The 24,044-nt window shown below is 57.5% G+C and carries 28 protein-coding genes; 21 read left to right on the top strand and 7 right to left on the bottom strand.

Annotation, left to right across the window (positions count from 1 at the left end):
* Positions 1–43 precede the first annotated feature (43 nt).
* Entirely contained in the window at positions 44–1,999 is a 1,956-nt protein-coding gene (locus RF819_RS08525) for a type IV pilus assembly protein FimV (RefSeq protein WP_078364590.1), read from the bottom strand.
* A gap of 237 nt (positions 2,000–2,236) precedes the next feature.
* On the opposite strand from RF819_RS08525, the gene RF819_RS08520 reads away from it, so the two are divergent.
* On the top strand, positions 2,237–3,166 hold the full coding sequence (locus RF819_RS08520; RefSeq protein WP_078364589.1) for a class II glutamine amidotransferase: 930 nt from the start codon (positions 2,237–2,239) through the stop codon (positions 3,164–3,166).
* A 45-nt stretch (positions 3,167–3,211) separates the two neighbouring features.
* Here the strand turns inward: RF819_RS08520 and gshB are convergent, their stop codons facing one another.
* From gshB to hemB, 5 genes are all read right to left on the bottom strand, one after another.
* Positions 3,212–4,174, bottom strand: coding sequence for a glutathione synthase (gene gshB, locus RF819_RS08515; protein WP_078366852.1), 963 nt, complete (start codon positions 4,172–4,174; stop codon positions 3,212–3,214).
* Between the two features lie 71 nt (positions 4,175–4,245).
* Positions 4,246–5,460 carry a benzoate/H(+) symporter BenE family transporter gene (locus tag RF819_RS08510; RefSeq protein WP_078364588.1) on the bottom strand — a complete coding sequence of 405 codons (1,215 nt, stop codon included), beginning with the start codon at positions 5,458–5,460 and terminating at the stop codon, positions 4,246–4,248.
* Between the two features lie 180 nt (positions 5,461–5,640).
* Positions 5,641–6,537 carry an alpha/beta fold hydrolase gene (locus RF819_RS08505; RefSeq protein ID WP_078364587.1) on the bottom strand — a complete coding sequence of 299 codons (897 nt, stop codon included), beginning with the start codon at positions 6,535–6,537 and terminating at the stop codon, positions 5,641–5,643.
* 19 nt (positions 6,538–6,556) lie between these two features.
* Entirely contained in the window at positions 6,557–7,693 is a 1,137-nt protein-coding gene (locus RF819_RS08500) for a magnesium transporter CorA family protein (protein ID WP_078364586.1), read from the bottom strand.
* 59 nt (positions 7,694–7,752) lie between these two features.
* Positions 7,753–8,766, bottom strand: a complete 1,014-nt coding sequence (gene hemB / locus RF819_RS08495; protein WP_078364585.1) for a porphobilinogen synthase — start codon at positions 8,764–8,766, stop codon at positions 7,753–7,755.
* 254 nt (positions 8,767–9,020) lie between these two features.
* Between hemB and RF819_RS08490 the strand changes: the two genes are divergently transcribed.
* The 18 genes from RF819_RS08490 (at position 9,021) to rpsQ (ending at position 21,876) form a co-directional block, all read left to right on the top strand.
* Entirely contained in the window at positions 9,021–10,121 is a 1,101-nt protein-coding gene (locus tag RF819_RS08490) for a VanZ family protein (protein WP_078364584.1), read from the top strand.
* Positions 10,122–10,130: 9 nt separating this feature from the next.
* A complete protein-coding gene (locus RF819_RS08485) occupies positions 10,131–10,508 on the top strand; it encodes a (2Fe-2S) ferredoxin domain-containing protein (RefSeq protein ID WP_078364583.1) in 378 nt (125 codons plus the stop codon).
* A gap of 106 nt (positions 10,509–10,614) precedes the next feature.
* Positions 10,615–11,760, top strand: a complete 1,146-nt coding sequence (locus RF819_RS08480; protein ID WP_078364582.1) for a D-alanyl-D-alanine carboxypeptidase family protein — start codon at positions 10,615–10,617, stop codon at positions 11,758–11,760.
* A gap of 129 nt (positions 11,761–11,889) precedes the next feature.
* Positions 11,890–12,267: a 30S ribosomal protein S12 gene (gene rpsL, locus RF819_RS08475; protein WP_078364581.1), complete on the top strand. Its 378-nt coding sequence runs from the start codon at positions 11,890–11,892 to the stop codon at positions 12,265–12,267.
* Between the two features lie 152 nt (positions 12,268–12,419).
* Positions 12,420–12,893, top strand: a complete 474-nt coding sequence (gene rpsG / locus RF819_RS08470) for a 30S ribosomal protein S7 (RefSeq protein WP_075585502.1) — start codon at positions 12,420–12,422, stop codon at positions 12,891–12,893.
* A gap of 163 nt (positions 12,894–13,056) precedes the next feature.
* The gene (gene fusA, locus RF819_RS08465) at positions 13,057–15,159 is read left to right on the top strand and encodes an elongation factor G (RefSeq protein ID WP_078364580.1); all 2,103 of its coding nucleotides are present in this window, start codon (positions 13,057–13,059) and stop codon (positions 15,157–15,159) included.
* A gap of 112 nt (positions 15,160–15,271) precedes the next feature.
* Entirely contained in the window at positions 15,272–16,462 is a 1,191-nt protein-coding gene (gene tuf / locus RF819_RS08460) for an elongation factor Tu (protein ID WP_078364579.1), read from the top strand.
* A 12-nt stretch (positions 16,463–16,474) separates the two neighbouring features.
* Complete coding sequence (gene rpsJ / locus RF819_RS08455) at positions 16,475–16,789, top strand: 30S ribosomal protein S10 (RefSeq protein ID WP_028250951.1); 315 nt, start codon at positions 16,475–16,477, stop codon at positions 16,787–16,789.
* A gap of 176 nt (positions 16,790–16,965) precedes the next feature.
* A complete protein-coding gene (gene rplC / locus RF819_RS08450) occupies positions 16,966–17,646 on the top strand; it encodes a 50S ribosomal protein L3 (protein ID WP_078366851.1) in 681 nt (226 codons plus the stop codon).
* Positions 17,646–18,266 (top strand): 50S ribosomal protein L4, encoded by a 621-nt coding sequence (gene rplD / locus RF819_RS08445; protein ID WP_078364578.1) that lies wholly within the window; start codon positions 17,646–17,648, stop codon positions 18,264–18,266. Before rplC ends, rplD begins: the two co-directional genes overlap by 1 nt.
* Positions 18,263–18,592, top strand: coding sequence for a 50S ribosomal protein L23 (gene rplW, locus RF819_RS08440; RefSeq protein ID WP_078364577.1), 330 nt, complete (start codon positions 18,263–18,265; stop codon positions 18,590–18,592). The genes rplD and rplW overlap by 4 nt, the downstream gene beginning before the upstream one ends.
* Before the next feature lie 2 nt (positions 18,593–18,594).
* Positions 18,595–19,419, top strand: coding sequence for a 50S ribosomal protein L2 (gene rplB / locus RF819_RS08435; RefSeq protein WP_078364576.1), 825 nt, complete (start codon positions 18,595–18,597; stop codon positions 19,417–19,419).
* 10 nt (positions 19,420–19,429) lie between these two features.
* The gene (gene rpsS / locus RF819_RS08430) at positions 19,430–19,708 is read left to right on the top strand and encodes a 30S ribosomal protein S19 (protein WP_078364575.1); all 279 of its coding nucleotides are present in this window, start codon (positions 19,430–19,432) and stop codon (positions 19,706–19,708) included.
* Positions 19,709–19,718: 10 nt separating this feature from the next.
* On the top strand, positions 19,719–20,048 hold the full coding sequence (gene rplV / locus RF819_RS08425; protein ID WP_075585605.1) for a 50S ribosomal protein L22: 330 nt from the start codon (positions 19,719–19,721) through the stop codon (positions 20,046–20,048).
* Between the two features lie 16 nt (positions 20,049–20,064).
* The gene (gene rpsC, locus RF819_RS08420; protein ID WP_078364574.1) at positions 20,065–20,955 is read left to right on the top strand and encodes a 30S ribosomal protein S3; all 891 of its coding nucleotides are present in this window, start codon (positions 20,065–20,067) and stop codon (positions 20,953–20,955) included.
* A 2-nt stretch (positions 20,956–20,957) separates the two neighbouring features.
* Positions 20,958–21,374, top strand: a complete 417-nt coding sequence (gene rplP, locus RF819_RS08415) for a 50S ribosomal protein L16 (RefSeq protein ID WP_078364573.1) — start codon at positions 20,958–20,960, stop codon at positions 21,372–21,374.
* A 15-nt stretch (positions 21,375–21,389) separates the two neighbouring features.
* A complete protein-coding gene (rpmC, locus tag RF819_RS08410; protein WP_078364572.1) occupies positions 21,390–21,596 on the top strand; it encodes a 50S ribosomal protein L29 in 207 nt (68 codons plus the stop codon).
* Between the two features lie 10 nt (positions 21,597–21,606).
* Positions 21,607–21,876 (top strand): 30S ribosomal protein S17, encoded by a 270-nt coding sequence (rpsQ, locus tag RF819_RS08405; protein WP_078364571.1) that lies wholly within the window; start codon positions 21,607–21,609, stop codon positions 21,874–21,876.
* A 133-nt stretch (positions 21,877–22,009) separates the two neighbouring features.
* On the opposite strand, the gene RF819_RS08400 is transcribed toward rpsQ, so the two are convergent.
* The gene (locus tag RF819_RS08400) at positions 22,010–22,681 is read right to left on the bottom strand and encodes a cytochrome b/b6 domain-containing protein (RefSeq protein WP_078364570.1); all 672 of its coding nucleotides are present in this window, start codon (positions 22,679–22,681) and stop codon (positions 22,010–22,012) included.
* Positions 22,682–22,767: 86 nt separating this feature from the next.
* Here RF819_RS08400 and RF819_RS08395 point away from each other — a divergent pair, with 86 nt between their 5' ends.
* Together RF819_RS08395 and RF819_RS08390 are read left to right on the top strand one after the other, a co-directional pair.
* Positions 22,768–23,220 (top strand): c-type cytochrome, encoded by a 453-nt coding sequence (locus tag RF819_RS08395; protein ID WP_078364569.1) that lies wholly within the window; start codon positions 22,768–22,770, stop codon positions 23,218–23,220.
* 90 nt (positions 23,221–23,310) lie between these two features.
* Positions 23,311–24,015, top strand: coding sequence for a DUF4197 domain-containing protein (locus RF819_RS08390; protein WP_078364568.1), 705 nt, complete (start codon positions 23,311–23,313; stop codon positions 24,013–24,015).
* The last annotated feature ends 29 nt before the right edge of the window (positions 24,016–24,044 follow it).

Here is a 24,044-nt window from a genome sequence, read left to right as displayed (position 1 = left end):
GTCGATGCGCAGAGCGCCGACCGTGCCTCTCTGCTGTTGGTGTTTACACCAGGCCTGAGTTGCGGGGAGCTTGGGTCTGCCCCGGTGCATCCAGGTCAAGGTCCAGGTCCAGACTTTGCACCGGCGCTCTGACCTCGGAGAGATCCAGTGTCAGCGGGCCGCTGTCGCCCCGGCTGTCCATGGCGTCCAGGGGGCTGGCACCTGCAGGGGCCTCATCAAATTGACCGCGCATGGTCATGGCCAGTTCGGCCATTTCCGCCGCTGCACTGGAAGCACCCAGGCCGCCGTGTGAGGTCATCTTCCAGGGCGAGTCCGAGGTGACTTTTTCAGCTACCGCGTGCAGCATCAGCAGGTCACGGAACGCAGCCAGGTCAAACGACAGTTGCATCGGGGCGGCGTCGTTGTGGAAGATGCAGGCTTCCAGAAAAGCGATGGCTTCGATGTTGGGCCAGAACCGGGTCAGCACGGCCAGTGGTTCGGCGTAGGCCAACAGGTCCCGGCCTTCGTTGTTGTAGGCCGGGAAATCGGGTACAGACACATTGAAGAACTGTCTGAAGGCCACCCGCAACTCGCGGAAATCGGCTTTCAAACCCTGCGCATGGTAGAGCGTCAGCAGGTCCAGGTAGACCAGCGGATTGGGCTCGGTGCTTTCCATGATCTGGCGGCGCAGGATGTTGAGTGCACGATCCGTCTGCCCCAGGGACACAAAAAACTCGGCTTGCTGGCGAATGTCGGAGATGCTCTCCACATTGATGTTGTGGCCGCTGCCAAACCCATCCACCGGCACCACGGCCAGCGGTTCGGTCGAGGTGGTGGGTTCTTTGGACGGTGCCAGGCTGTCCAGATCAATGTCCACGTCGTGATCGGGGTCCACCTCGGGTTGGGTGCTGGGCGCCGCAGCGGCAAGTGGTGCGGCCTGCTGGTTGACGAACTTGTCAAACTCAGACACCGGTGCCGAAGGTTGAATGGTGGAGGCGGGTGTGATCACCAGTGTTTCGGAGGCGTCTTTCTGGGCGTGTTGCCACCAGTCACCCTGTTGGGCCTTCTGTTGTTTGCGCAGCACCCACGTCAGTGCACCGAGCGAGGCCAGCAGCAGCCCCACCACCAGGTAAAACCAGGTCATCGGTACACGTTCGGCCTCGGCTTGGCGCAGCTTGGACTGGAACTCCGCCAAGCTGGCCTGATTGATCACCGCCAGGTCTTTGAGGGTTTTGACATCATTCTGCAAGGCCTGAATGAGCAGGGCCTGTTGCACAACTTCATCGCTGGGGGCCGCTGCAGGTGCCGATGCGGGGGCAGACGCCGGCAAGCTCGCGGGCGGCGCTGCTTGCACCTGTGCGGGCAAAGCCGGCTGTGTATCGAGTTTCAGGACCGGCTTGGCGGCAACCGGCTCTGGCGCAGCCACCCGCTTGATCGGCGCGGCTGGTTTTTTAACCACCGGTTTGGGGGCGACCTTGCCAACAACCGGTGCTCTGGCCGGTGCGGCCTCTTGCACCACGGGGGACGCAGTTGCTGACGATGTTGAGGTGCTGGTGTCAGCCTGTGCTGCCTTCAACGGGGGGGCTGCATGTGTGGTGGCGTCAGCGACGGGTGCGGCGCTTGCCTTGGGCAGGTCGGGTGCAGGAAAGTCGGACAACAGCACGTAGCGGCGAGACGTGGCGGCACCACAGGTGGCGCGAAGCACCACGGACACCACGGGCTCGTCAACCGCGGCACTGGATCTGATGCGAACCACGGCCATCGGAACTGGCCCGGTGGTGACAGGTGTCACGGTCACAGAGGGGTTCAACTGCTGAACGTCGGCAAACAGAACCTCGGCCGACAGACAGGACGCCAGAGCTTCTTCACCGGAGCCGGGCAACACCGGAATAGACACATCCAGGGAACGGCCAACCACCGCGCTGCCGCGCAAGTCACCCAGGGTGAACGCGTGGCCTGGTGCTGCCGCACCTGTCAAGACTGCCATCAAGGCAACAAAATAACTGACTCTGTTCTTCAAGACAGCTGTTCCACGTTGTGTTGATTGACGCATCGAAAAGGACCCGGTGACCGGCACAGGTGTACCAGCTGATCTGACAAAATGAAGCCCAAGCGGATACCCTGAAAGCATACTCGCAAGACAGCTTTATTTTCTGCCATCTTGCCCCTTTCAAACAAAACATAGCAGGAAATCTATAAGCTTTGGGCCTCAGTGCAACATTTCGCTTGCCAGTACCCAGCTGCCAGAACACTCACCATGTGCCAACTTCTCGGAATGAACAGCCATTTGCCAGCCAGCCTGACGCTGAGTTTTACCGGGTTTTCACAACGCGGCGGCTGCACCGATCACCATGGCGACGGCTGGGGTATAGCGTTTTTTGAGAGTGACGGTGACTTGCCGAGCAAAGGTGTGCGGCATTTTGTCGACAAACAAAGCGCCGCCACCTCGCCGATTGCGCAGATGCTCAAGAATTACCCGATCAAGAGCCACAACGTGGTGGCCCATGTGCGCAAGGCCACGGTGGGCCAGGTCACGCTGGAAAACACCCACCCCTTTGTGCGCGAGTTGTGGGGGCGCTACTGGGTGTTTGCCCACAACGGTGACCTGAAAAACTTCAACCCCTACCTGCACGGCCATTTCAAGCCGGTTGGCAACACCGACAGTGAGCGCGCCTTCTGCTGGCTGATGCAGGAGCTGGACAAATCGCATGCCGACGTGCCTTCGGTCGATGAGCTCACGCGCACCCTGCAGGAGCTGGTGCCGCAGATCTCCAAACACGGCACCTTCAACTTTTTGCTCAGCAACGGCCAGGCGCTGTGGGCACATGCCACCACCAAGCTGTGTTACGTGCTGCGTGCCCACCCGTTCCATGAGGTGCACCTGAAAGACGATGATGTGACGGTGAACCTGGCGCAGCTCAACAGCCCGCAGGACCGTCTGGCCATCATCGTGACCGAACCCTTAACCACCGATGAGGACTGGACGGTCTTTACCCCGGGTGAACTCAAGGTGTTTGTGGATGGCACCTTGGCACATTGCAGTTGCCAGTGCGCTGCACCACCCCGCCCGGCGCCGATCACCGACCCGCTGGGTCCGGTGCCGGTGGTGCCCGAAGGACCGGCGCCCCAGTGCCAACGGGCCTGTGCGGCCTCAAGCGCCTGCACCAGGATGGCGACCACGACCTGAGCACCGACGGGTACAGGCAACCTGCACCAGCACCCGCTGCGTGTGTCAAGCAGTGGCGCAGGCGGCTTCCAGGGCGTCCACAAACATGGCAGGCACGTCAAAGCCGGTCTGGTCAAAAATCTCCTGAAAACAGGTCGGGCTGGTGACGTTGATCTCGGTGAGGTGGTCCCCAATCACGTCGAGCCCGATCAGCAGCAAACCACGTGCGGCCAGCACCGGGCCAATGGCTTGGGCAATCTCGCGATCTCGCTCGGTCAAAGGCTGGGCCACCCCCTTGCCACCGGCGGCCAGGTTGCCACGCACCTCACCACCCTGCGGAATACGCGCCAGGCTGTAGGGAACCGGCTGGCCACCAATCACCAGCACGCGTTTGTCACCCTGGGCAATCGCTGGCAAAAAGGCCTGCACCATCACCGTCTCGGCACCGTCCTTGTTGAGGGTTTCAATGATGGCGCCCAGATTCAGGCCATCTTCCTTGACGCGGAAAATGCCCATGCCGCCCATGCCGTCCAGGGGTTTGAGGATGATGTCTTTGTGTTCGGCATGGAAGCGCCGGATGGCCTGGGCGTCACGCGTGACCAGCGTGGGGCCAATGAACTGCGGCCACTCCAGAATCGCCAGTTTTTCCGGGTGGTCGCGCAGCGCGCGGGGTTTGTTGAAGACCCGGGCGCCTTCGCGCTCGGCCTGCTCCAGCAAATGGGTGGCGTAGAAAAACTCGCTGTCAAACGGCGGGTCCTTGCGCATCACGATGGCGTCAAAGTCCTTCAGAGCCAGCGGTAGCGCATCGGCCGCTTGTGGCGCTTCGGTGAACCAGTCCGGGCTCTGGCCGGTCAGCGTGATGTGGCGCACGCTGGCGGTCACGGGGGCACCACGTTGCCACAGGATGTCTGTGGGCTCACAAGTGCTGATGCTGTGGCCGCGCTTTTGTGCCTCACGCATCATGGCAAAGGTGGTGTCCTTGTAAATCTTGAACGATTCGAGCGGGTCGGCAACAAACAACAACTTCATGGAAACATCACTTTCTGGGTGGGCCATATCGGGCCTGGGACGCAAAACGAGACTGCGGTGAGCTGCAAGGATCAGCGCGGCGGCAGGTCAAAGTGCGATTTTCCCGCCCTTTGCACCAACAGTGCCAGCGCCCCGGCAATCACCCCCCAAAACGCCGAACCCACACCACCAATCACCACGCCGCTCAGGGTGACCAAAAAGGTGATCAGCGCCGCCTCGCGGTGGAAGTCGTCGCGCAGCGCCGTCGTCAGCGCCGAGCCAATGGTGCCGAGCAAGGCCAGGCCGGCAATCGCCGCGATGAGCTCCTTGGGGAAGGCGGTGAGGGCGCCGGTGATGGCGGTGCCAAAAATGCCGATCAGGATGTACAACAGGCCACACGACACCGCTGCGGTGTAGCGTTTGTCCGGGTCCGGGTGCACCTCGCGGCCCATACAAATGGCGGCGGTGATGGCGGCCAGGTTCAGCGCATAACCCCCAAACGGCGCCAGCACCAGCGTGACCAGACCGGTCAGCGTGATCACCCCCGACACCGGGATGCCGCGCTGCTCCGCCGTGCGGCCATAACCCGCGGCGTTGATCACCGCCACCCCCGGCAGGTTTTGGGAGGCCATGGTCACCACAAACAGCGGCAGCGCCAGGCTGATGGCCGCACTCCAGCTGAACTGCGGCTGGGTGAACACCGGCATTGCCAAGCCAAATTGCACGCTAGCCCCCGTGAATCCTGAGGTCATAGCTACATAGGCAATAGCAACCAGCAAGGTCACAGGCACCGCGTAACGGGCCAGCAAGCGTTTGCCCACCAAGTAGGTCAGCAGCATGATCAACACCAGCGGCAAATTGGTTTGTGCTGCGGTGAAGGCCTGCATGCCAAAGCGCGCCAACACCCCGGCCAGCAAGCCCGAAGCGATGGCCATGGGCAAGTGGTTCATGGCGCGCTCAAACCAGCCGGTGGCGCCCACCAGCGTGATCAGTGCCGCACACAGCATGAAAGCGCCCACCGCCTCCGCCATGCTGAAACCTCCCGCCACACCTGCGGTGGCCAGCACTGCTGCGCCGGGTGTGCTCCAGGCCACCATCACCGGCTTTTTCAGGATCAGCGAGGGCACTGCGCTGCAAAAACCCATGCCCAGGCCCAACGCCCACATCCAGGAGGTGATGTGTTCGGGGGTGGCGCCAAAGGCCAGCGCGGCTTGGAACACGATGGCCACCGAACTGGTGAAACCGACCAGGACGGCGACAAAACCGGCGGTGAAAGCACTGGGGGAAAGGTCTTTGAAAAACTGCATGGCGGGCCTATGGATAAGGCCTGATTCTTACATTGCCTGCGCAGCCGCCAAGCCGGGCTGCGGCTGGCCTTGTGCCAGCCCTCAAGACAGCCTTTTATGCCTCCCCTCACATGGGCCAGCACAAGATACATCTTTATAGAGAAAAATTCGACTTTGCCCTTGATTTGTCTGGGCTGAAAGCTATGGTTTTTGAGTCAGAAAGTCGCGCACTGCGGGCAAGGACTGTTCGGGCGTCTCTTCTTGCGGCAGGTGGCCCACCGCCTCTAGCGCCAGCAGTTGGCTGTGTGGCATGGCTTGGCTGTAATCGGCCGCGTTGGTGAACGGGATCATTGCATCTTGCTTGCCCCAGACCAGCAGTGTGGGGGCACTGATGCTTTGCAGCAATGGCCGAGGGTCCACCAGCACCCGTTGTTGCAACCGGGCCATCAGCGCCTGGCGCGAACCGGGCGCCAGCATCAGGTCGTGGTACAGCGTGGTTCGTGCATCGGTCAGCGTGCTGGTGTTGGCGTAAGCGGGCGCCAGGTTCAAACGCAGCAGCCATTTGGGCAGGGTGAAGCGCATCAGTTGCAGCGTGACTGGCACCTCCGGCTTCTCGCCATAGGCTTCGCCCGGGCTGGTAAAACCATCGGGTGCCACCAGCACCAGTTTGTCGACCCGCTGCGGGTGGGTGGCGGCCAGGGTCCAGGCGATGCGCCCGCCCATCGAGTGGCCGACCAGGCTGGCGCGCTTGAGCTGCAGCTGGTCCATCAGCGCCAGGATCAGCGTGATGGAGCGGCCATCGCTGTAGTCGCCGGTTTGATCAGGCGCACTCAGGCCGCTGCCGGGCAGGTCCAGCCGAATCACCCGCAACGACCCTGACAAAGCGTGTGCCCAGGCGTCCCAGGTCTGCAGGCTGCCGCCAAAACCGTGGAGCATCAGCACCGCTGGCGCTTCACGCGGGCCGCTGTCGCGCACATGCAGCTTCATGCCCTGCACCTCAACCAGGTCACCCGGGGCGGCCAGGTAACGGCGTTCCAGGTCGGCCCGGTCCAGATCGGGGGTCCACAACAGCCACAGGCTCAGGAGCAGGATCCACATGGGCAAAACAAGCAACAAACTAGCGCGCCGCCGAGCGGTCCAGGTAACGCTTGCGCCAAAAAAAGACGATCAGGCCCAGCGCGATGAGGCCCATCGAGCCCATGGCCAGCCAAAAGCCATAGGCGCGGTGCAACAGCGGAATGAAGTCGAAGTTCATGCCAAAAATGCCGGCAATCAGGTTCAGCGGCAGGAACACCGCCGTCAGCACGGTCAGGGTGCGCATGATCTCGTTGGTGCGGTGGCTCTGCGCATTGAAGTGGATCTGCACTGCGGTCTCGGCATTGCGTTCCAGCTGGCTGACATGGTGCACCACCCGGTCAATGTGCTCCAGCACATCGCGGCTGCGCACCTGCAGCAGGTCGCGCTCTTGCTGGCCCAGGTGGCCTTCACTCTGCGGCCAGGTTTTCAGCGCTTCGATCCAGTCCTGAATGGCGCTGCGCTGGTCGTCGCAGATTTCGTCGAGCTGGTGCAGGGTCTGGCGCGCGTCGAGCACGGTGCGCCAGTTGGTGAAACGGGTTTTGGGGTCGATCAGCTCGGTTTGCCAGTGGTCGAGCTGGTGGCTGAGTTCACGGCGCAAGGCCAGGAAACCGTCGACCATGTGGTTGACGAGGCGTAGCATCAAATCGGCCGGGCTGCCGGGCAAATCACGTGCGCCCGCTGTGTGGCCTTCGGGCAGAGCGGCTGGGGCCGGGTTGCCACCTGCGGCCAGCAGGCGTTGGGCATAACTGTCGCGCTGGCTGCAGTCGTCCGGGTGCACACTGAGCAAGAGCTGGTCAAACACCACCAGCCCGACGGCCCGGGTGTCGATGCGCCGCAGCAGGGGTGGCCCGCTGCGCTTGCTGCTGCGTGGCGCAGCTGGCGCCAAGGTCGCATCGACCTGGCTTTCTGCCAGACGGCGAAACACCAGCATGTCGTATTGCGAGGTGTAGTCAAAGCGCGAGGGCAACTGCTGGTTCAGCAGATCAGAGACATGCAGGTTCAGCAACTGCAGGCCACACAGACGCTGCAGTGTGGCTTGCAGTCTGTGTTGCATCTGCTCGAATTCGGCGCGGTTGCAGCTGAGCCACAGAAAGCCGGGTGCGGGCAGGCGCAACTCCTCCAGCGTGGTGCCGAGGTTCTCCGTCACGCTGCCCGCGTGGATGGCAAAGATGCGCATGCCCAGTAGTTGTATAAGAAAAAGCCGTCTAGCCCTTATGGATAAAGGGCCAGTAGCTCTTATTTCTTGAGCAAGCGAGCAGCGTCGCGGGCAAAGTAGGTGAGCACACCGTCGGCGCCAGCACGTTTGAAGGCGAGCAGGCTCTCCAGCATGACGGCGTCGTGGTCGAGCCAGCCGTTTTGTGCGGCGGCCTTGAGCATCGCGTATTCACCGGACACCTGGTAGGCGAAGGTCGGGATCTGGAACTCGTCCTTGACCCGGCGCACCACGTCCAAATAAGGCATGCCGGGTTTGACCATCACCATGTCGGCGCCTTCGGCAATGTCTAGCGCCACTTCGCGCAGGGCTTCGTTGCTGTTGCCGGGGTCCATCTGGTAGACCTTTTTGTTGCTCTTGCCGAGGTTGCCCGACGAGCCCACCGCGTCACGGAACGGGCCGTAAAAGGCCGAGGCGTATTTGGCGCTGTAGGCCATGATGCGGGTGTGGACGAAGTGGTTGGCTTCGAGCGCCTGGCGGATCGCGCCAATGCGACCGTCCATCATGTCGCTGGGCGCCACGATGTCGGCACCTGCACCAGCTTGGGTCAGCGCCTGTTTGACCAGCACCTCCACCGTGGCGTCGTTCATGATGTAGCCGTCTTCGGCCGGGTCCGGGTCAATCAGGCCGTCCTGGCCATGGCTGGTGAAGGGGTCCAGCGCCACGTCACACATGATGCCGAGCTCGGGAAACTCTTTCTTGAGGGCCTGCACCACACGTGGCACCAGGCCGTCGGGGTTGAGGGCTTCACGGCCGTCAGGGGTTTTTAAGGATTGGTCAATCACCGGGAACAAGGCCATCACCGGGATGCCCAGCTTCACGCAGTCTTCTGCCACCGGCAGCAGCAGGTCCAGGCTCAGGCGTTCCACACCGGGCATCGACAACACCGCCTGGCGCTGTTGTGTGCCATCCACCACAAACACCGGGTAAATCAAATCATTGGCCGTCACCGCATGTTCACGGACCAGGTTGCGGGTGAAACTGTCGCGGCGCAGACGGCGCGCACGGCCAAGGGGAAAAGGCGCGTAAGGGGTCATTTTTAAATTCCTTTGCTTGATTTTGTCGTCGTAAAGACATTATTTCGTGCTTGACTTGAAACAAGGAAAAAATTTTGTTAAATTACGACCCGGGCAGTTTACTGCCCCCCGCTTTTCCTCCCTGAGCGGGGCCTTGATGTGTGACAGCAAATAGGCTTACCACCCCAGCCCTTGTGCTGGGGTTTTTTTTTGGCCGCTCTGTGTTCTCTCCTAAACTGGCCGCATGACCCCGACCCCTTTCCTGTGATATCAGCATGCCTGCACACAAAACCTCGGCCTGGCCCCTGGCGGCGGTGTATGTTGGCCTGATCGTTTACGCCAGCCTGTACCCGTTTGTGGGTTGGCGCGACCAGGGGGTGTCAGCCTGGTTGTTCCTGACGGCACCCTGGCCCAGGTACTGGACCGCGTTTGATGTCATCTCCAATGTGCTGGGTTATATGCCGCTGGGGTTTTTCATGACCCTGGGCGCTCTGCGCACCGGCCACCTGCGCTGGGCCGTGTGGCTGGCGGCGCCAACCGCCGCCGTTTTGTCGATGGCCATGGAAACCCTGCAAATCTACTTGCCCGCGCGGGTGCCGTCCAACCTGGATTTGGTCTTGAACATTTCCGGCGCGGCACTGGGTGCGTTGGCAGCCTGGGGTCTGGAAAAACTGGGGATGCTGCAACGTTGGAGCCGGTTTCGGGCCTGCTGGTTTGTGCCGGACGCACGCGGTGCCTTGGTGTTGTTGGCGCTGTGGCCCCTGGCCTTGCTGTTTCCGACCACGGTGCCGTTTGGTTTGGGGCAGGTGATGGAACGCCTGGAGGCCACGCTGGCTGACTTGCTGGCCGACAGTCCTTTTCTTGAGTGGTTGCCGGTGCGCGACATTGAGTTGCAGCCGCTGTGGCCGGTGACCGAATGGCTGTGTGTGTTGCTGGGGGTGCTGGTTCCGGGTCTGTTGGGGTACTGCATCATGGCTCAGGCTGGCAAGCGCCTGTGGTTCCTGATCTGGATGGTGATGTTGGGTGTGGGGGTGACCAGTTTGAGTGCAACGCTGAGTTTTGGGCCAGAGCACGCCTGGGTCTGGTTGAGTGAGTCGGTGCGGGGTGCCTTAGTGGTCGCCTTGGTGTTGCTGGCGGTGCTGTTGGCCGTGCCGCCGCGCGCTGCTGCCGCCCTGGCGGTATTGGCGCTGGGTGTTGATCTGAGCCTGATCAACCAGACCTCGACCGACCCCTATTTTGAGCAGACCTTGTTCATGTGGGAGCAGGGCCGGTTCATCCGCTTTCACGGGCTGGCGCAGTGGCTGGGTTGGTTGTGGCCTTTTGCGACGCTGCTGTATGTGCTGAGTCGGGTGTGGGGAAAAGAGCCGCGCAACTAAAATTCGGGCATGACACATCCCACTTCCCCAGAGGCTGCCGCTGCCACGCAGGCGCCCGCCGCCAGTTATTTTCAGCGGCACATTTTTTTCTGCACCAACGAGCGAAGCAATGGCCAGACCAGCTGCGCGCAGTTTGACGCCCAAGGCGCTTTTGAGCACTGCAAGGTGTTGGTGAAAACGGCCGGGCTGGCGGGCCCAGGTCAGGTACGGGTGAACAAGGCGGGCTGTCTGGACCGTTGTGCTGCGGGGCCGGTGGCGGTGGTTTACCCTGAGGCGGTCTGGTACAGCTATGTGGACAAGGCTGACATTGAAGAGATTGTGGAATCCCATCTGAAACACGGGCAGGTGGTCGAGCGACTGCTGGTGCCGCCAGACGTGGGGCACTGATTCGTTTTAAGACATATTGTGCTCTAGCCCTTATGTATAAAGGGCTCATAGCTATATTAACTATAGTTAGTAACCTGCCTGTGGATGGGTCGACGCCTTACCCCTCATGAAAAAAATCTTCTTGACTCTGGTTGCCTGGGTGGCACTGACGGCTGCGGCACAAACCCCGCAAGCCCCTGAGATTGCTGCTCGCTCGTATGTTCTGCTGGATGTGACGGCGAACCAGATCCTGGCGCAGAAAGACATTGACATGCCGGTGGAGCCGGCGTCTTTGACCAAGCTGATGACGGCTTACCTGGTGTTTGATGCCCTGCGCAACAAAAAAATCGACCTCAAACAAACCCTGCCGGTGAGCGAACGCGCTTGGAAAATGCCGGGGTCGCGTATGTTCATTGACCCGAAGATGCAGGTGCCGGTGGAAGACCTGATCAAGGGCATGATTGTGCAAAGTGGCAACGACGCCACCATGGCGCTGGCCGAAGGTGTGGGTGGCAATGTTGAGCGTTTTGTGCAAATGATGAACGAACAGGCCAAGATCCTTGGCATGAAGTCCACCAGTTACAAGAACCCGGAAGGTCTGACCGAAGCGGGCCACACCACCACAGCGCGTGATTTGAGTGTGCTGGCCATGCGACTGATGCGTGATTTTCCGGACTATGTGCACTACTACGCGATCAAACATTACCGCTACCCAGGCACACCTGCGGCCAATGACAACAACCGCAATTCCCTGCTGTTTCGCGATCCTACGGTGGATGGCTTAAAAACCGGGCACACCGATGCGGCTGGTTATTGCCTGATTGCCACGGCGCACCGTGATGTGGCTGGTATTGGCAGTCGGCGCCTCTTGTCGGTGATGTTGGGGACGGCCAGCGAAAACGCCCGCGCCAACGAGTCGCAAAAACTGCTGAACTGGGGGTACACCGCCTTTGAGGTGGTCAAGTTGTTTGATGGCAACCAGGCGGTGGTGACGCCAGCCATCTGGAAGGGGACCCAGTCCACGGTTGGGCTGGGGCAACCGCGGCCGATCATTGTGGCTGTGCCCGCTGGTAGCACTGCCAAATTGTCCACCGATGTGGCGCGTCCCGAGCCGCTGGTGGCGCCATTGACCAAATGGCAGGCTGTCGGGGTGCTCAAAGTCAGCAGCCAGGGGCAATTGGTGGCGGAGGTGCCGCTGCTGGCCCTGCAAGAAGTGGAGCAGGCGGGGGTGATTGGCCGCGCGTGGGATGCCGTGCGGCTGTGGATCAAATAAAGTCCATTGCCCTCGCCAAGGCTACCTGATATAGTAGCGGGCTTTTCGGAATTTCCGAAGGGGTTCACGTTCTCGTTATTTTCATGTTTTCTTAAGCGTTTAGGGACGTTTAGTTTTTAGGAGGCTCAGGTGCCAACCATCAATCAGTTAATTCGTCAGGGGCGCGCGGTCGAAACGATCAAGTCCAAAAGCCCGGCGATGGAAAATTCTCCACAACGCCGCGGTGTTTGCACCCGCGTTTACACCACCACCCCCAAGAAGCCCAACTCGGCTTTGCGTAAAGTTGCCAAAGTGCGCTTGACCAATGGGTTTGAGGTGATTTCTTACATCGGCGGTGAAGGCCACAACTTGCAGGAACACAGCGTGGTGCTGGTTCGTGGCGGTCGTGTCAAGGATTTGCCTGGTGTGCGTTATCACATCGTGCGCGGTTCGCTCGATTTGCAAGGCGTGAAAGACCGCAAGCAGTCGCGTTCCAAATACGGTGCAAAACGTCCTAAGGCTAAATAAGCTTTCGGTTTGTTTGTATAAAAGGTGTTTGTTGCTGCGTGGCGCAGTCGACAAACGTAGTGACCCAAGGTTCGGGTCGAGTAAGTGAGAGTCTTATTTGTTAACTCTCGCGGTGTTGTTGAAACACCAACTGAAGCAATAGAGGTGAAAAAATGCCACGTCGTCGCGAAGTCCCTAAACGTGAAATCCTGCCGGATCCTAAATTCGGCAATGTCGAGCTGTCCAAATTCATGAACGTGATCATGGAAGGCGGCAAAAAAGCGGTTGCTGAGCGCATCATTTATGGTGCCCTGGAGCAAATCGCCAAGAAGCACCCCGATAAAGACGCTCTCGAAGCGTTTACTGTGGCCATCAACAACGTCAAGCCGCTGGTTGAAGTGAAGTCCCGCCGCGTGGGTGGTGCTAACTACCAAGTGCCAGTGGAAGTGCGTCCTGTTCGTCGCTTGGCCTTGTCCATGCGCTGGATCAAGGAAGCTGCACGCAAGCGTGGTGAAAAATCCATGGCTCTGCGTCTGGCTAATGAGTTGCTGGAGGCCACCGAAGGCCGTGGTGGTGCCATGAAAAAGCGTGACGAAGTTCACCGCATGGCTGAAGCCAACAAGGCTTTCTCTCACTTCCGCTTCTAATCAGCGGTTACTGCGCGGTTTTCATGCGTCGCTGCAGTCTGTGCTTGTGTTCTTTGTGTCACTTGCAAGGCTGTCCGGTTTGAAAGCTGCTCCCTGCGCCGCTGAGGTCAAAAGCCTTCAGCGGCGTAGTAGTTTGAAAATATAGATCAACCAAGGATCCATCATGGCCCGCCATACCCCCATTGAGCGTTATCGCAACATCGGTATTTCTGCTCACATTGACGCTGGTAAAACCACCACCACCGAGCGTATTCTTTTTTACACCGGTGTGAACCACAAGATTGGTGAAGTGCACGATGGTGCGGCCACCATGGATTGGATGGAGCAAGAGCAAGAGCGTGGCATCACGATCACCTCGGCTGCGACCACCTGCTTCTGGAAGGGGATGGAGTCCTCTTTCCAAGAGCACCGCATCAACATCATTGATACCCCCGGCCACGTGGACTTCACGATTGAAGTTGAGCGCTCCATGCGTGTGCTCGACGGTGCCTGCATGGTGTACTGCGCTGTGGGTGGTGTTCAGCCTCAGTCTGAAACCGTGTGGCGCCAAGCCAACAAGTACAAGGTGCCACGTCTGGCCTTTGTGAACAAGATGGACCGCACGGGTGCCAACTTCTTCAAGGTTGTTGACCAGATGAAGCTGCGTCTGAAGGCCAATCCTGTGCCGATCGTGATTCCGATTGGTGCTGAAGAAGGTTTCACGGGTGTGGTTGATCTGCGCAAGATGAAAGCCATCATCTGGGATGAGGCGTCTCAGGGCATGAAATTCAACTACGAAGAAATTCCTGCTGACTTGCTGGCGAAGGCCAAAGAGTGGCGTGAAAAAATGGTTGAGGCCGCAGCAGAAGCCAACGAAGAGTTGATGAACAAATACCTTGAAGAAGGTGATTTGACTGAAGCAGAGATCACCTTTGGCTTGCGTACACGCACAATCGCTTGTGAGATTCAGCCGATGTTGTGTGGCACTGCGTTCAAGAACAAGGGTGTTCAGCGCATGCTTGATGCGGTGATTGAACTCATGCCATCGCCGCTGGACGTGCCACCGGTGGTTGGTTTTGATGATGAAGAGAAAGAAACCACCCGTAAGGCGGATGACAACGAAAAATTCTCTGCCTTGGCCTTCAAGTTGATGACCGATCCGTTTGTCGGGCAATTGACGTTTGTGCGCGTTTATTCAGGCGTGCTGACCAAGGGTGACACGGTTTACAACCCGGTGCGCGGCAAGAAAGAGCGTATTGGCCGTATCGTGCAAATGCACGCCAACAAGCGCGAAGAAGTCAGCGAAATTGTTGCTGGCGACATTGCTGCGTGCATTGGCTTGAAAGATGTGACCACTGGTGAAACCCTGTGTGATCCAAGCGCGGTCATTATGTTGGAGCGCATGGTGTTCCCTGAGCCGGTGATCACGCAGGCTGTTGAGCCCAAGACCAAGGCTGACCAGGAAAAGATGGGTATTGCCTTGCAGCGTTTGGCTCAGGAAGATCCGTCATTCCGCGTCAAGACCGACGAAGAGTCCGGGCAGACCTTGATTGGTGGTATGGGTGAGCTCCACTTGGAAATCATTGTGGATCGTATGAAGCGTGAATTCGGTGTGGAAGCCAACGTGGGTAAGCCGCAGGTCGCCTACCGCGAAACCATCCGCAAAACCATTGAAGATGCTGAAGGCAAATTTGTGCGTCAGTCCGGTGGTAAGGGTCAGTACGGTCACGTGGTGCTGAAGATTGAACCCAACGAAGCCGGTAAGGGCATTGAGTTTGTCGACGCGATCAAGGGTGGTGTGGTTCCTCGTGAGTACATTCCCGCTGTTGAAAAGGGTATCCACGAAGCTGTTACCCAAGGTGTGTTGGCTGGCTACCCGGTGGTCGATGTCAAAGTTACCCTGCACTTCGGTTCGTACCATGATGTGGACTCGAACGAACTCGCGTTCAAGATGGCTGCTATCTTTGGCTTCAAGGAAGGTTGCCGCAAGGCTGGTCCGGTGATTCTTGAGCCCATGATGGCTGTGGAAGTGGAAACCCCTGAGGACTATGCAGGTAACGTGATGGGCGATTTGTCCTCACGCCGTGGCATGGTGCAAGGCATGGAAGACATGGTCGGTGGTGGCAAGGCCATCAAGGCTGAAGTGCCGCTGTCTGAAATGTTTGGTTACTCAACCACTCTGCGCTCCATGTCTCAAGGACGTGCGACTTACACGATGGAGTTCAAGCATTACACGGAAGCACCGCGTAACGTGTCTGAAGCCATCATGGCAGCTCGCGCCAAGTAAAAAAGAATCTGTCTGCGATGTCGCACCCCTCGTTGCCCGTGGCGAGGGATTTCGTGACGGCATGCAAACATTAAACCAATCCACGGGCATTGCTCTTTTAAGGAACTGAAAAATGGCAAAAGAAAAATTCACACGTACCAAGCCCCACGTCAACGTGGGCACCATTGGTCACGTTGACCACGGCAAAACCACCCTGACTGCGGCCATCACCACCGTGCTGGCGGCTAAATTTGGCGGTCAAGCCAAGGCTTACGACCAGATCGATGCAGCGCCCGAAGAAAAGGCCCGTGGTATCACCATCAACACCGCTCACGTTGAGTACGAAACCGCTGCACGTCACTACGCCCACGTGGATTGCCCTGGACACGCTGACTATGTGAAAAACATGATCACCGGTGCAGCCCAAATGGACGGCGCCATTCTGGTGTGTTCCGCTGCTGACGGTCCCATGCCCCAGACCCGTGAGCACATCCTGCTGGCTCGCCAGGTGGGTGTGCCTTACATCATCGTCTACTTGAACAAGTGCGACATGGTGGATGACGCTGAACTGCTTGAACTCGTTGAAATGGAAGTGCGCGAACTCCTGGACAAGTATGACTTCCCGGGCGACGACACCCCCATCATCCATGGTTCTGCCAAGCTCGCCATGGAAGGCGACAAGGGTGACCTCGGTGAAGGCTCCATCTTCAAGCTCGCTGACGCACTGGACAGCTACATCCCCACGCCTGAGCGCGCTGTGGACGGTGCCTTCCTGATGCCCGTGGAAGACGTGTTCTCCATTTCGGGTCGTGGTACTGTGGTGACCGGTCGTATTGAGCGCGGCATCATCAAAGTCGGCGAAGAAATCGAAATCGTCGGTATCCATGACACCCAGAAGACCACCTGCACCGGTGTTGAAATGTTCCGCAAACTGCTCGACCAAGGTCAAGCGGGCGATAACGTTGGCATCTTGCTGCGCGGTACCAAGCGCGAAGACGTGCAGCGTGGTCAAGTGCTGTGCAAGCCGGGTTCGATCAAGCCGCACACCCACTTCACGGGTGAGGTCTATGTGTTGTCCAAGGATGAAGGTGGCCGTCACACCCCGTTCTTCAGCAACTACCGTCCTCAGTTCTACTTCCGTACGACCGACGTGACTGGTGCCATCGAACTGCCAGAAGGCAAAGAAATGGTGATGCCTGGTGACAACGTGTCGATCACTGTGAAGCTGATTGCCCCGATCGCCATGGAAGAAGGTCTGCGCTTTGCTATCCGTGAAGGTGGCAAGACCGTTGGTGCCGGTGTGGTTGCCAAGATTCTTGCTTAATAAGGGAACATCATGGCAACGAAACAAAAAATCCGCATCCGCCTGAAGGCGTTTGATTACAAGCTGATTGATCAATCGGCTGCTGAAATTGTGGACACCGCCAAACGCACCGGTGCGATTGTCAAGGGCCCCGTGCCTCTTCCAACACGCATGAAGCGTTTCGATATTTTGCGTTCACCTCACGTCAACAAAACCAGTCGTGACCAGTTCGAAATCCGCACCCATCAACGCCTGATGGATATTGTGGATCCGACGGACAAGACGGTTGATGCCTTGATGAAGCTGGATTTGCCAGCAGGTGTGGATGTCGAGATCAAATTGCAATAACTGCAATTTCCGGCGAGGGCGGATTTGCTTGCGTAAGCGGTAATCTGTGGTTATACTCGCTGGTTCTGTTGGGGTGGGCTTGCAAGAGCTCATCCTGCAGATTTTTATCAACCCTCTTTCACGAACAAACAGACTCGCCAATTGAAGTGGGTCTGGTGAGAGTTATGGAGAAAACAATGAGTCTAAGCAATCACTTAGGATTGCTTGGTCGCAAGGTTGGCATGATGCGTCTGTTTACAGATGATGGGAATGCAATTCCCGTCACTGTGATTGATGTGTCTAACAACCGGGTGACTCAAGTCAAAACCCAAGAGAACGATGGCTATGTTGCTTTGCAAGTGACATTCGGTGCGAGAAAAGCCTCTCGTGTCAATAAGCCGATCGCTGGGCACCTGGCCAAGGCGGGTGTTGAGGCTGGCGAAATCATTCGCGAATTCCGTGTGACCTCTGAGGCTGCGGCAGCCTATCAGGCTGGTGCGGTTGTTCCTGTTTCCGCTGTTTTTGCGGTCGGTCAAAAAGTGGATATCCAGGGCACCACGATTGGTAAAGGTTATGCCGGTACCATCAAGCGGCATCACATGAGCTCGCAGCGCGCGTCTCACGGTAATAGCCGTTCGCACAATGTCCCGGGGTCCATTGGTATGGCTCAAGATCCGGGTCGGGTGTTTCCTGGTAAGCGCATGACGGGTCACCTTGGGGTGGATCTGGTGACGACGCAAAATCTGGATATCGTCCGGGTTGATGAGTCTCGTCAATTGTTGCTGATCAAGGGTGCTATCCCTGGCTCTGCTGGTGGTTTTGTGACCGTGCGTCCCGCCATCAAGGCAAAGGCCGTTGAATCGAAAGGGGCGAACTGATGCAGATCGAACTCCTTAATGATCAAGGTCAAGTGGCTTCCACTGTGGATGCGCCGGAAACTGTGTTTGGTCGTGCATACAACGAAGATCTGGTTCACCAGGTTGTTGTTGCTTTCCAAGCCAACGCCCGTCAAGGTACCCGCGCACAGAAGGATCGCGAACAAGTTCGTCACTCCACCAAGAAGCCCTTTAAACAAAAGGGAACAGGTCGTGCGCGCGCTGGTATGACGTCTTCGCCTCTGTGGCGTGGCGGTGGTCGGATTTTCCCGAACATGCCTGATGAAAACTTTGCCCAGAAGATCAACAAGAAGATGTATCGCGCCGGCATGGCGTCCATCTTGTCTCAGTTGGCGCGTGAAGGCCGTTTGGCTGTGGTTGACTCGCTGACAGTTGAGTCTCCCAAGACCAAGGTGTTGGCTGCCAAATTCAAGGCGATGAACCTTGATTCTGTGTTGGTGATTGCTGACGAAGTTGATGAAAACCTTTACCTTGCTTCGCGCAATCTGGTGAATGTCTTGGTGGTTGAGCCTCGTTATGCTGATCCGGTGTCGCTGGTTCACTATCGCAAGGTGCTGGTGACCAAGGCCGCTATGGGTAAATTGCAGGAGATGTTCGCATGAGCCATGCTAATAACCCCAATCAAAAATTTGACGAAGGTCGTTTGATGCAGGTTCTTGTTGCGCCGATCGTGTCCGAAAAGGCGACGATGGCTGCAGAAAAGAGCAATGCTGTGACCTTCAAGGTGCTCCAAGACGCTACCAAGTACGAGATCAAGGCCGCTGTGGAATTGATGTTCAAGGTAGAGGTCAAGGGCGTGTCTGTGGTGAACACCAAAGGTAAGACCAAGCGTTTTGGCAAATCTGTTGGGCGTCGCGACAATGTTCGCAAAGCCTACGTGATGCTCAAGCCGGGTCAAGAAATTAACCTTGGTGGGGAGGCTGCGTAATCATGGCTGTTATCAAAATGAAACCAACTTCTCCAGGCCGTCGTGGCGTGGTGAAGATTTCGCGTGATCACCTGCACAAGGGTGCACCACACGCAGCTTTGTTGGAGCCTCAGTTCCAGCACGCTGGCCGTAACAACAATGGCCACATCACGACCCGTCACAAGGGTGGCGGTCACAAGCATCATTACCGCGTTGTGGACTTTTTGCGTAACAAGGATGGCATCGCAGCCAAGGTTGAGCGCATTGAATACGACCCGAACCGCTCCGCGCACATCGCTTTGGTGTGTTACGCAGACGGTGAACGTCGTTACATCATTGCGCCACGTGGCCTGGAAGTGGGTGCGTCCATCATGAGTGGTGCTGAAGCGCCAATTCGTGTGGGTAACACTTTGCCTATTCGGAACATTCCGGTGGGTTCAGTGGTTCACTGCATTGAGCTGCAAGTTGGCAAGGGTGCCCAGGTTGTTCGTTCGGCAGGTGCTTCGGCTACCTTGCTGGCGCGCGAAGGTACTTATGCTCAGGTGCGTATGCGCTCCGGTGAGGTTCGCAAGATCCACATCGAATGCCGCGCCACTTTGGGTCAGGTTGCCAACGAAGAGCACAGCCTGCGTCAACTCGGTAAAGCTGGCGTCAAGCGCTGGATGGGTATTCGCCCGACAGTCCGTGGTGTGGTGATGAATCCTGTGGATCACCCGCATGGTGGTGGTGAAGGTAAGACCGGTGAAGGCCGTCATCCAGTGGATCCTTGGGGTAATCTGACCAAGGGCTACCGTACCCGAAACAACAAGCGCACGCAGGTCATGATCGTGTCGCGTCGCAAGAAGTAAGGGGTAGGCAATGACTCGTTCTCTCAAAAAAGGTCCCTTTGTTGACCATCATCTGGTAGCCAAAACCGAAAAAGCGGTTGCTACCAAAGACAAAAAGCCGATCAAGACCTGGTCGCGTCGCTCAATGGTTTTGCCCGAGTTCATCGGCTTGACCATTGCTGTGCACAACGGCAAGCAGCATGTGCCTGTCTATATCACTGACCAAATGGTTGGCCACAAGTTGGGTGAGTTCGCTCTGACCCGGACTTTCAAGGGCCACCCTGCGGACAAAAAAGTCCAGAAGAAATAAGGAGGCGACCATGGAAACACGTGCAACCCTTCGTGGCGTCCGTTTGTCGGTAGACAAAGGTCGTCTGGTCGCGGACTTGATTCGCGGCAAGAAGGTGGATCAGGCTCTGAACATTTTGCAGTTCACACAGAAAAAAGCTGCTGTGATCATCAAGAAGGTTCTGGAATCTGCCATCGCCAACGCTGAACACAACGACGGCGCCGACATTGACGAATTGAAGGTGAAAACCATCTACGTCGAACAAGGTGCTTCGCTCAGGCGCTTCACGGCCCGCGCAAAAGGCCGTGGCAACCAAATCAGAAAACCCACGTGCCATGTGTACGTGACGGTTGGTAACTGAAAGAGGCCAGGAAGTTATGGGACAAAAAATCCATCCAACCGGCTTTCGGCTGTCGGTTAGCCGCAACTGGTCATCTCGCTGGTACGCCAATGACCGCGATTTCGCGGGCATGCTGGCTGAAGATATCAAGGTGCGCGAGTACCTGAAAGCCAAACTCAAGAACGCCTCTGTTTCTCGCGTTCTGATCGAGCGTCCTGCCAAGAACGCCCGCATCACCATTTTCTCGGCACGTCCGGGTGTGGTGATCGGTAAAAAGGGTGAGGACATTGAAAACCTGAAGCGCGACCTCGGTCGTCAATTGGGTGTTCCAGTGGCGGTCAACATCGAAGAAGTGCGCAAGCCTGAAATCGATGCCAAATTGATTGCTGACTCGATCACGCAACAGCTCGAAAAACGCATCATGTTCCGTCGGGCCATGAAGCGCGCCATGCAAAATGCCATGCGCTTGGGTGCCTTGGGCATCAAGATCATGTCGTCTGGCCGTCTGAATGGTATTGAAATTGCTCGTTGCGAGTGGTATCGCGAAGGTCGCGTTCCACTTCACACCTTGCGTGCAGACATCGACTACGGTACCTCTGAAGCCAAGACCACCTATGGTGTGATTGGTGTGAAGGTGTGGGTCTACAAGGGTGATAACCTGGGTCGCAATGATTTGCCGGCAACGGAACAACGCACGGAAGAAGAACGTCGTCCTCGTGGCCCCCGTCGCGATGACCGTTCCGGTCGTCCAGGCGCCGACCGCCCGGCATCTCGTGGCGCACGTCGTCCGCTTGGTGGCAACAACGCACCTGCCGATGGCAGTGACAAACCCGCCGAGGCCGCTGGTGCCGACGCCAACAAACCCGCCGTTCAGCGCGTCCGCAAGGTAGCCGCGCCAGCTGCAGCAGCTGACGGTAAAGGAGAATAACTATGTTGCAACCCGCTCGTCGCAAGTACCGCAAAGAGCAAAAAGGCCGTAACACCGGTATTGCGACCCGAGGCAGCTCGGTCGCATTTGGTGACTTTGGTCTGAAATGTACTGATCGTGGCCGTTTGACAGCGCGTCAGATTGAAGCCGCCCGCCGTGCGATTTCTCGTCACGTGAAGCGTGGTGGACGCATCTGGATTCGGGTGTTTCCTGACAAGCCAATTTCCCAGAAGCCTGCTGAAGTGCGTATGGGTAACGGTAAAGGTAACCCCGAGTACTACGTGGCTGAAATTCAGCCTGGCAAGATCGTTTTTGAAATTGTCGGTGTGACAGAAGAGTTGGCTCGTGAAGCGTTTCGTTTGGCTGCGGCCAAGCTGCCTTTGCGCACCACTTTTGTGGCCCGCATGATCGGTCAGTAATCAGGAGCAAATGATATGAAAACGACTGAATTACGCCAAAAAGATGTTGCCGGTTTGAAAGCGGAAGTCAAAGAGCTGCAAAAAGCGCACTTTGGTCTTCGTATGCAAAAGGCCACGCAACAACTTACCAACACAGCCACGATCCGCACTGCGCGCCGTGACATTGCCCGCGCCAAGACCATTTTGGTTGAGAAGCTGGCTGCTGACACATCCGCCAAATAAGGAGCGATAAATGACGGAAGCTAAAACATCCCTCAAACGCACCTTGATTGGCAAGGTCGTTAGCGACAAACGTGCCAAGACCGTGACCGTTCTGATTGAACGCCGCGTCAAGCATGAGCTGTATGGCAAGATTGTTGGCAAGTCCAGCAAATACCACGCCCACGATGAAAAGGGTGAGTTCAAATTGGGCGATACGATTGAGATCACCGAAAGCCGGCCAATTTCAAAAACCAAGAACTGGGTTGCAACCCGCCTGGTTCAAAAAGCCGCTATCGTTTAATTTCTCTCACAAGCGCGTCTGTTGACGCGCCGCACAAGAAAAGGCCCACTTTGTGGGCCTTTTCTTTTTGTCTGAGAAATTGGCAGGGATCTGGTCCGTGGCAGTAGTTTGCTGCTCGGAGCGGAATCTGTGGTCACCCCAGCCAGCGTACCAAGGCCCACACGAGCAGAGCACAAGCGCTTGTGATGAGTGCCGCTTTGATTCGACTTTGGGCGTTGTCTTCTGAGTCAGGGGCAGCAAATTCCAGGGTTTTGTCCCCAGTGACCATGGGGCGCACCAGATTCTCCCGTTTCTTCAGAAAATACAGGGCAATTGCGAGCACATGAAGTGTGACTAGGGCGATCAAGATCAGTTTGCCGACTTCGGCATGGTAATAGGTAGCGTTGGCAACCCAGGTTGACGAGGCCAAGGACGCCAAGGGGCCGGTTGCCGAAATTTCGTCGTCACTGAACAGGCCAGAGACCAGTTGCAGTGCCAAAAATCCCATCAATGCAAAGACGGACAGTGCGCCCACAGGGTTGTGTCCTACAGTTTGCTGTGGGTCAGTTTGGCCCTTGAGGTGTGCCAAAACCTGTCCTGGCCGGTACATAAAGGCACGGAAACGGGACCAATGGCCACCAACCAAGCCCCAAATCAGCCTGAACATCAGCAAGGTCAGAATGGCGTAACCAAGCCGGAAGTGCCAATCCATCGCCGCTCCCCCCACTTGTGCGGTGATCACCGCTGCGACAACACACACGGTCAGTGCCCAATGGAACAAGCGGGTGGGCGCATCCCATACGCGAACTACATATTTCTGAGACATGTCAGCAATCCTTGTTGATGCGATTCAGCTAGGAAAAACCCTAGAATGAAGATGGTCAGATTCAGTTTAACTCTTGGAGCAATGGAATGAAAAAGCTACGTACTTTTGTTCTGGCAGCCGTCGCTGCCTGTGTGATGGTCCCGGCCTCGGCACAGTTTGCCAAGGTGGAGGACGCGATCAAATACCGCCAGAGTTCTTTCTTCGTCATGCAGCAGAACTTTGGTCGTGTTGCAGGTATGGCGGCCGGAAAAATCCCGTTTGACGCCAAACTGGCTGCGGACAGCGCTGCTGTGGCTGACTTCGTGGCCAAGTTGCCCTGGGCGGGTTTTGGGCCTGGCATGGACAAAGGCGAGAGCAAGGCCAAACCAGAGATCTGGTCCAACAAAACAAAATTTGATGACTACGCCAACAAGATGCAGACAGAAATGGCCAAACTGAATGTGGCAGCCAAATCTGGCAACTTGGACAGCATCAAAGCAGCTGTCAATAGCACGGGCGGCACCTGCAAGTCCTGCCACGACGATTTCAAGAATAAGTGATGCACTCAAAAGGCACGGCCTGCAGCCCGGGCTGGTTTGCTGTGGGGATGGATTGTGTCCTCCTGCTACCTCTTTTGTAGGGATGAGCCGATGAATCGTCGTCATTTCGGCCGCCTCAGTGTGGCGTACACCGCTGCCATGGGGTGTGCGCTTCCCTTGAGGAGCCAAGCGTTGACCTTGAACGATGTCAGCAGTTCACAAGCTACTCAGGGGGTGAAGGCTGCGCTTGAGAAAGGCGTCCGTTTTGCCGTCGACTCGCTGGGGCGGAACAACGGGTTTTTGGGCAATGACAAGGTCCGCATTCCTTTGCCTGGGTACCTGGAGGACGCCGCTGGTTTGTTGCGCCGCCTGGGGCAGGGCGCCAGGCTGGATGAACTCGTTGCGGCCATGAACCACGCAGCAGAGGCCGCCGTGCCCTTGGCGCGTGAGGTGTTGGTCGGCGCCGTCAAGTCGATGGGTGTGCAGGACGCCAAGAACATTCTGGTGGGTGGCGAGACATCGGTAACGCAGTTTTTTGCCGACAAGACCAGGGTCCAATTGGCCGACAAGTTTTTACCGATAGTCAAGAAAACCACACAGCAGGTCAGACTGGCCGACAAATACAACCGCATTGCCAGTCAAGCTGCCAACATCGGTTTGCTCAAGGGGGAGGACGTCAGTCTGGAGCGGTATGTCACGGGCAAAGCGCTGGATGGTCTCTATTTCATGATCGGGGAAGAAGAGAAGAAAATCCGCCAAGACCCCGTTGGCACCGGCAGCGCCGTGTTGCAGAGGGTGTTCGGTGCGATGAAATAGCCTTGTGCAGCTCACCCCGACACCCCACC

The sequence above is a fragment of the Rhodoferax fermentans genome (genome assembly GCF_002017865.1).
In the GTDB taxonomy this organism is placed as follows: domain Bacteria; phylum Pseudomonadota; class Gammaproteobacteria; order Burkholderiales; family Burkholderiaceae_C; genus Rhodoferax; species Rhodoferax fermentans.
The sequence above is the reverse complement of the archived record's forward strand: the minus strand, read 5'-3'. Positions and strand labels throughout refer to the sequence as shown.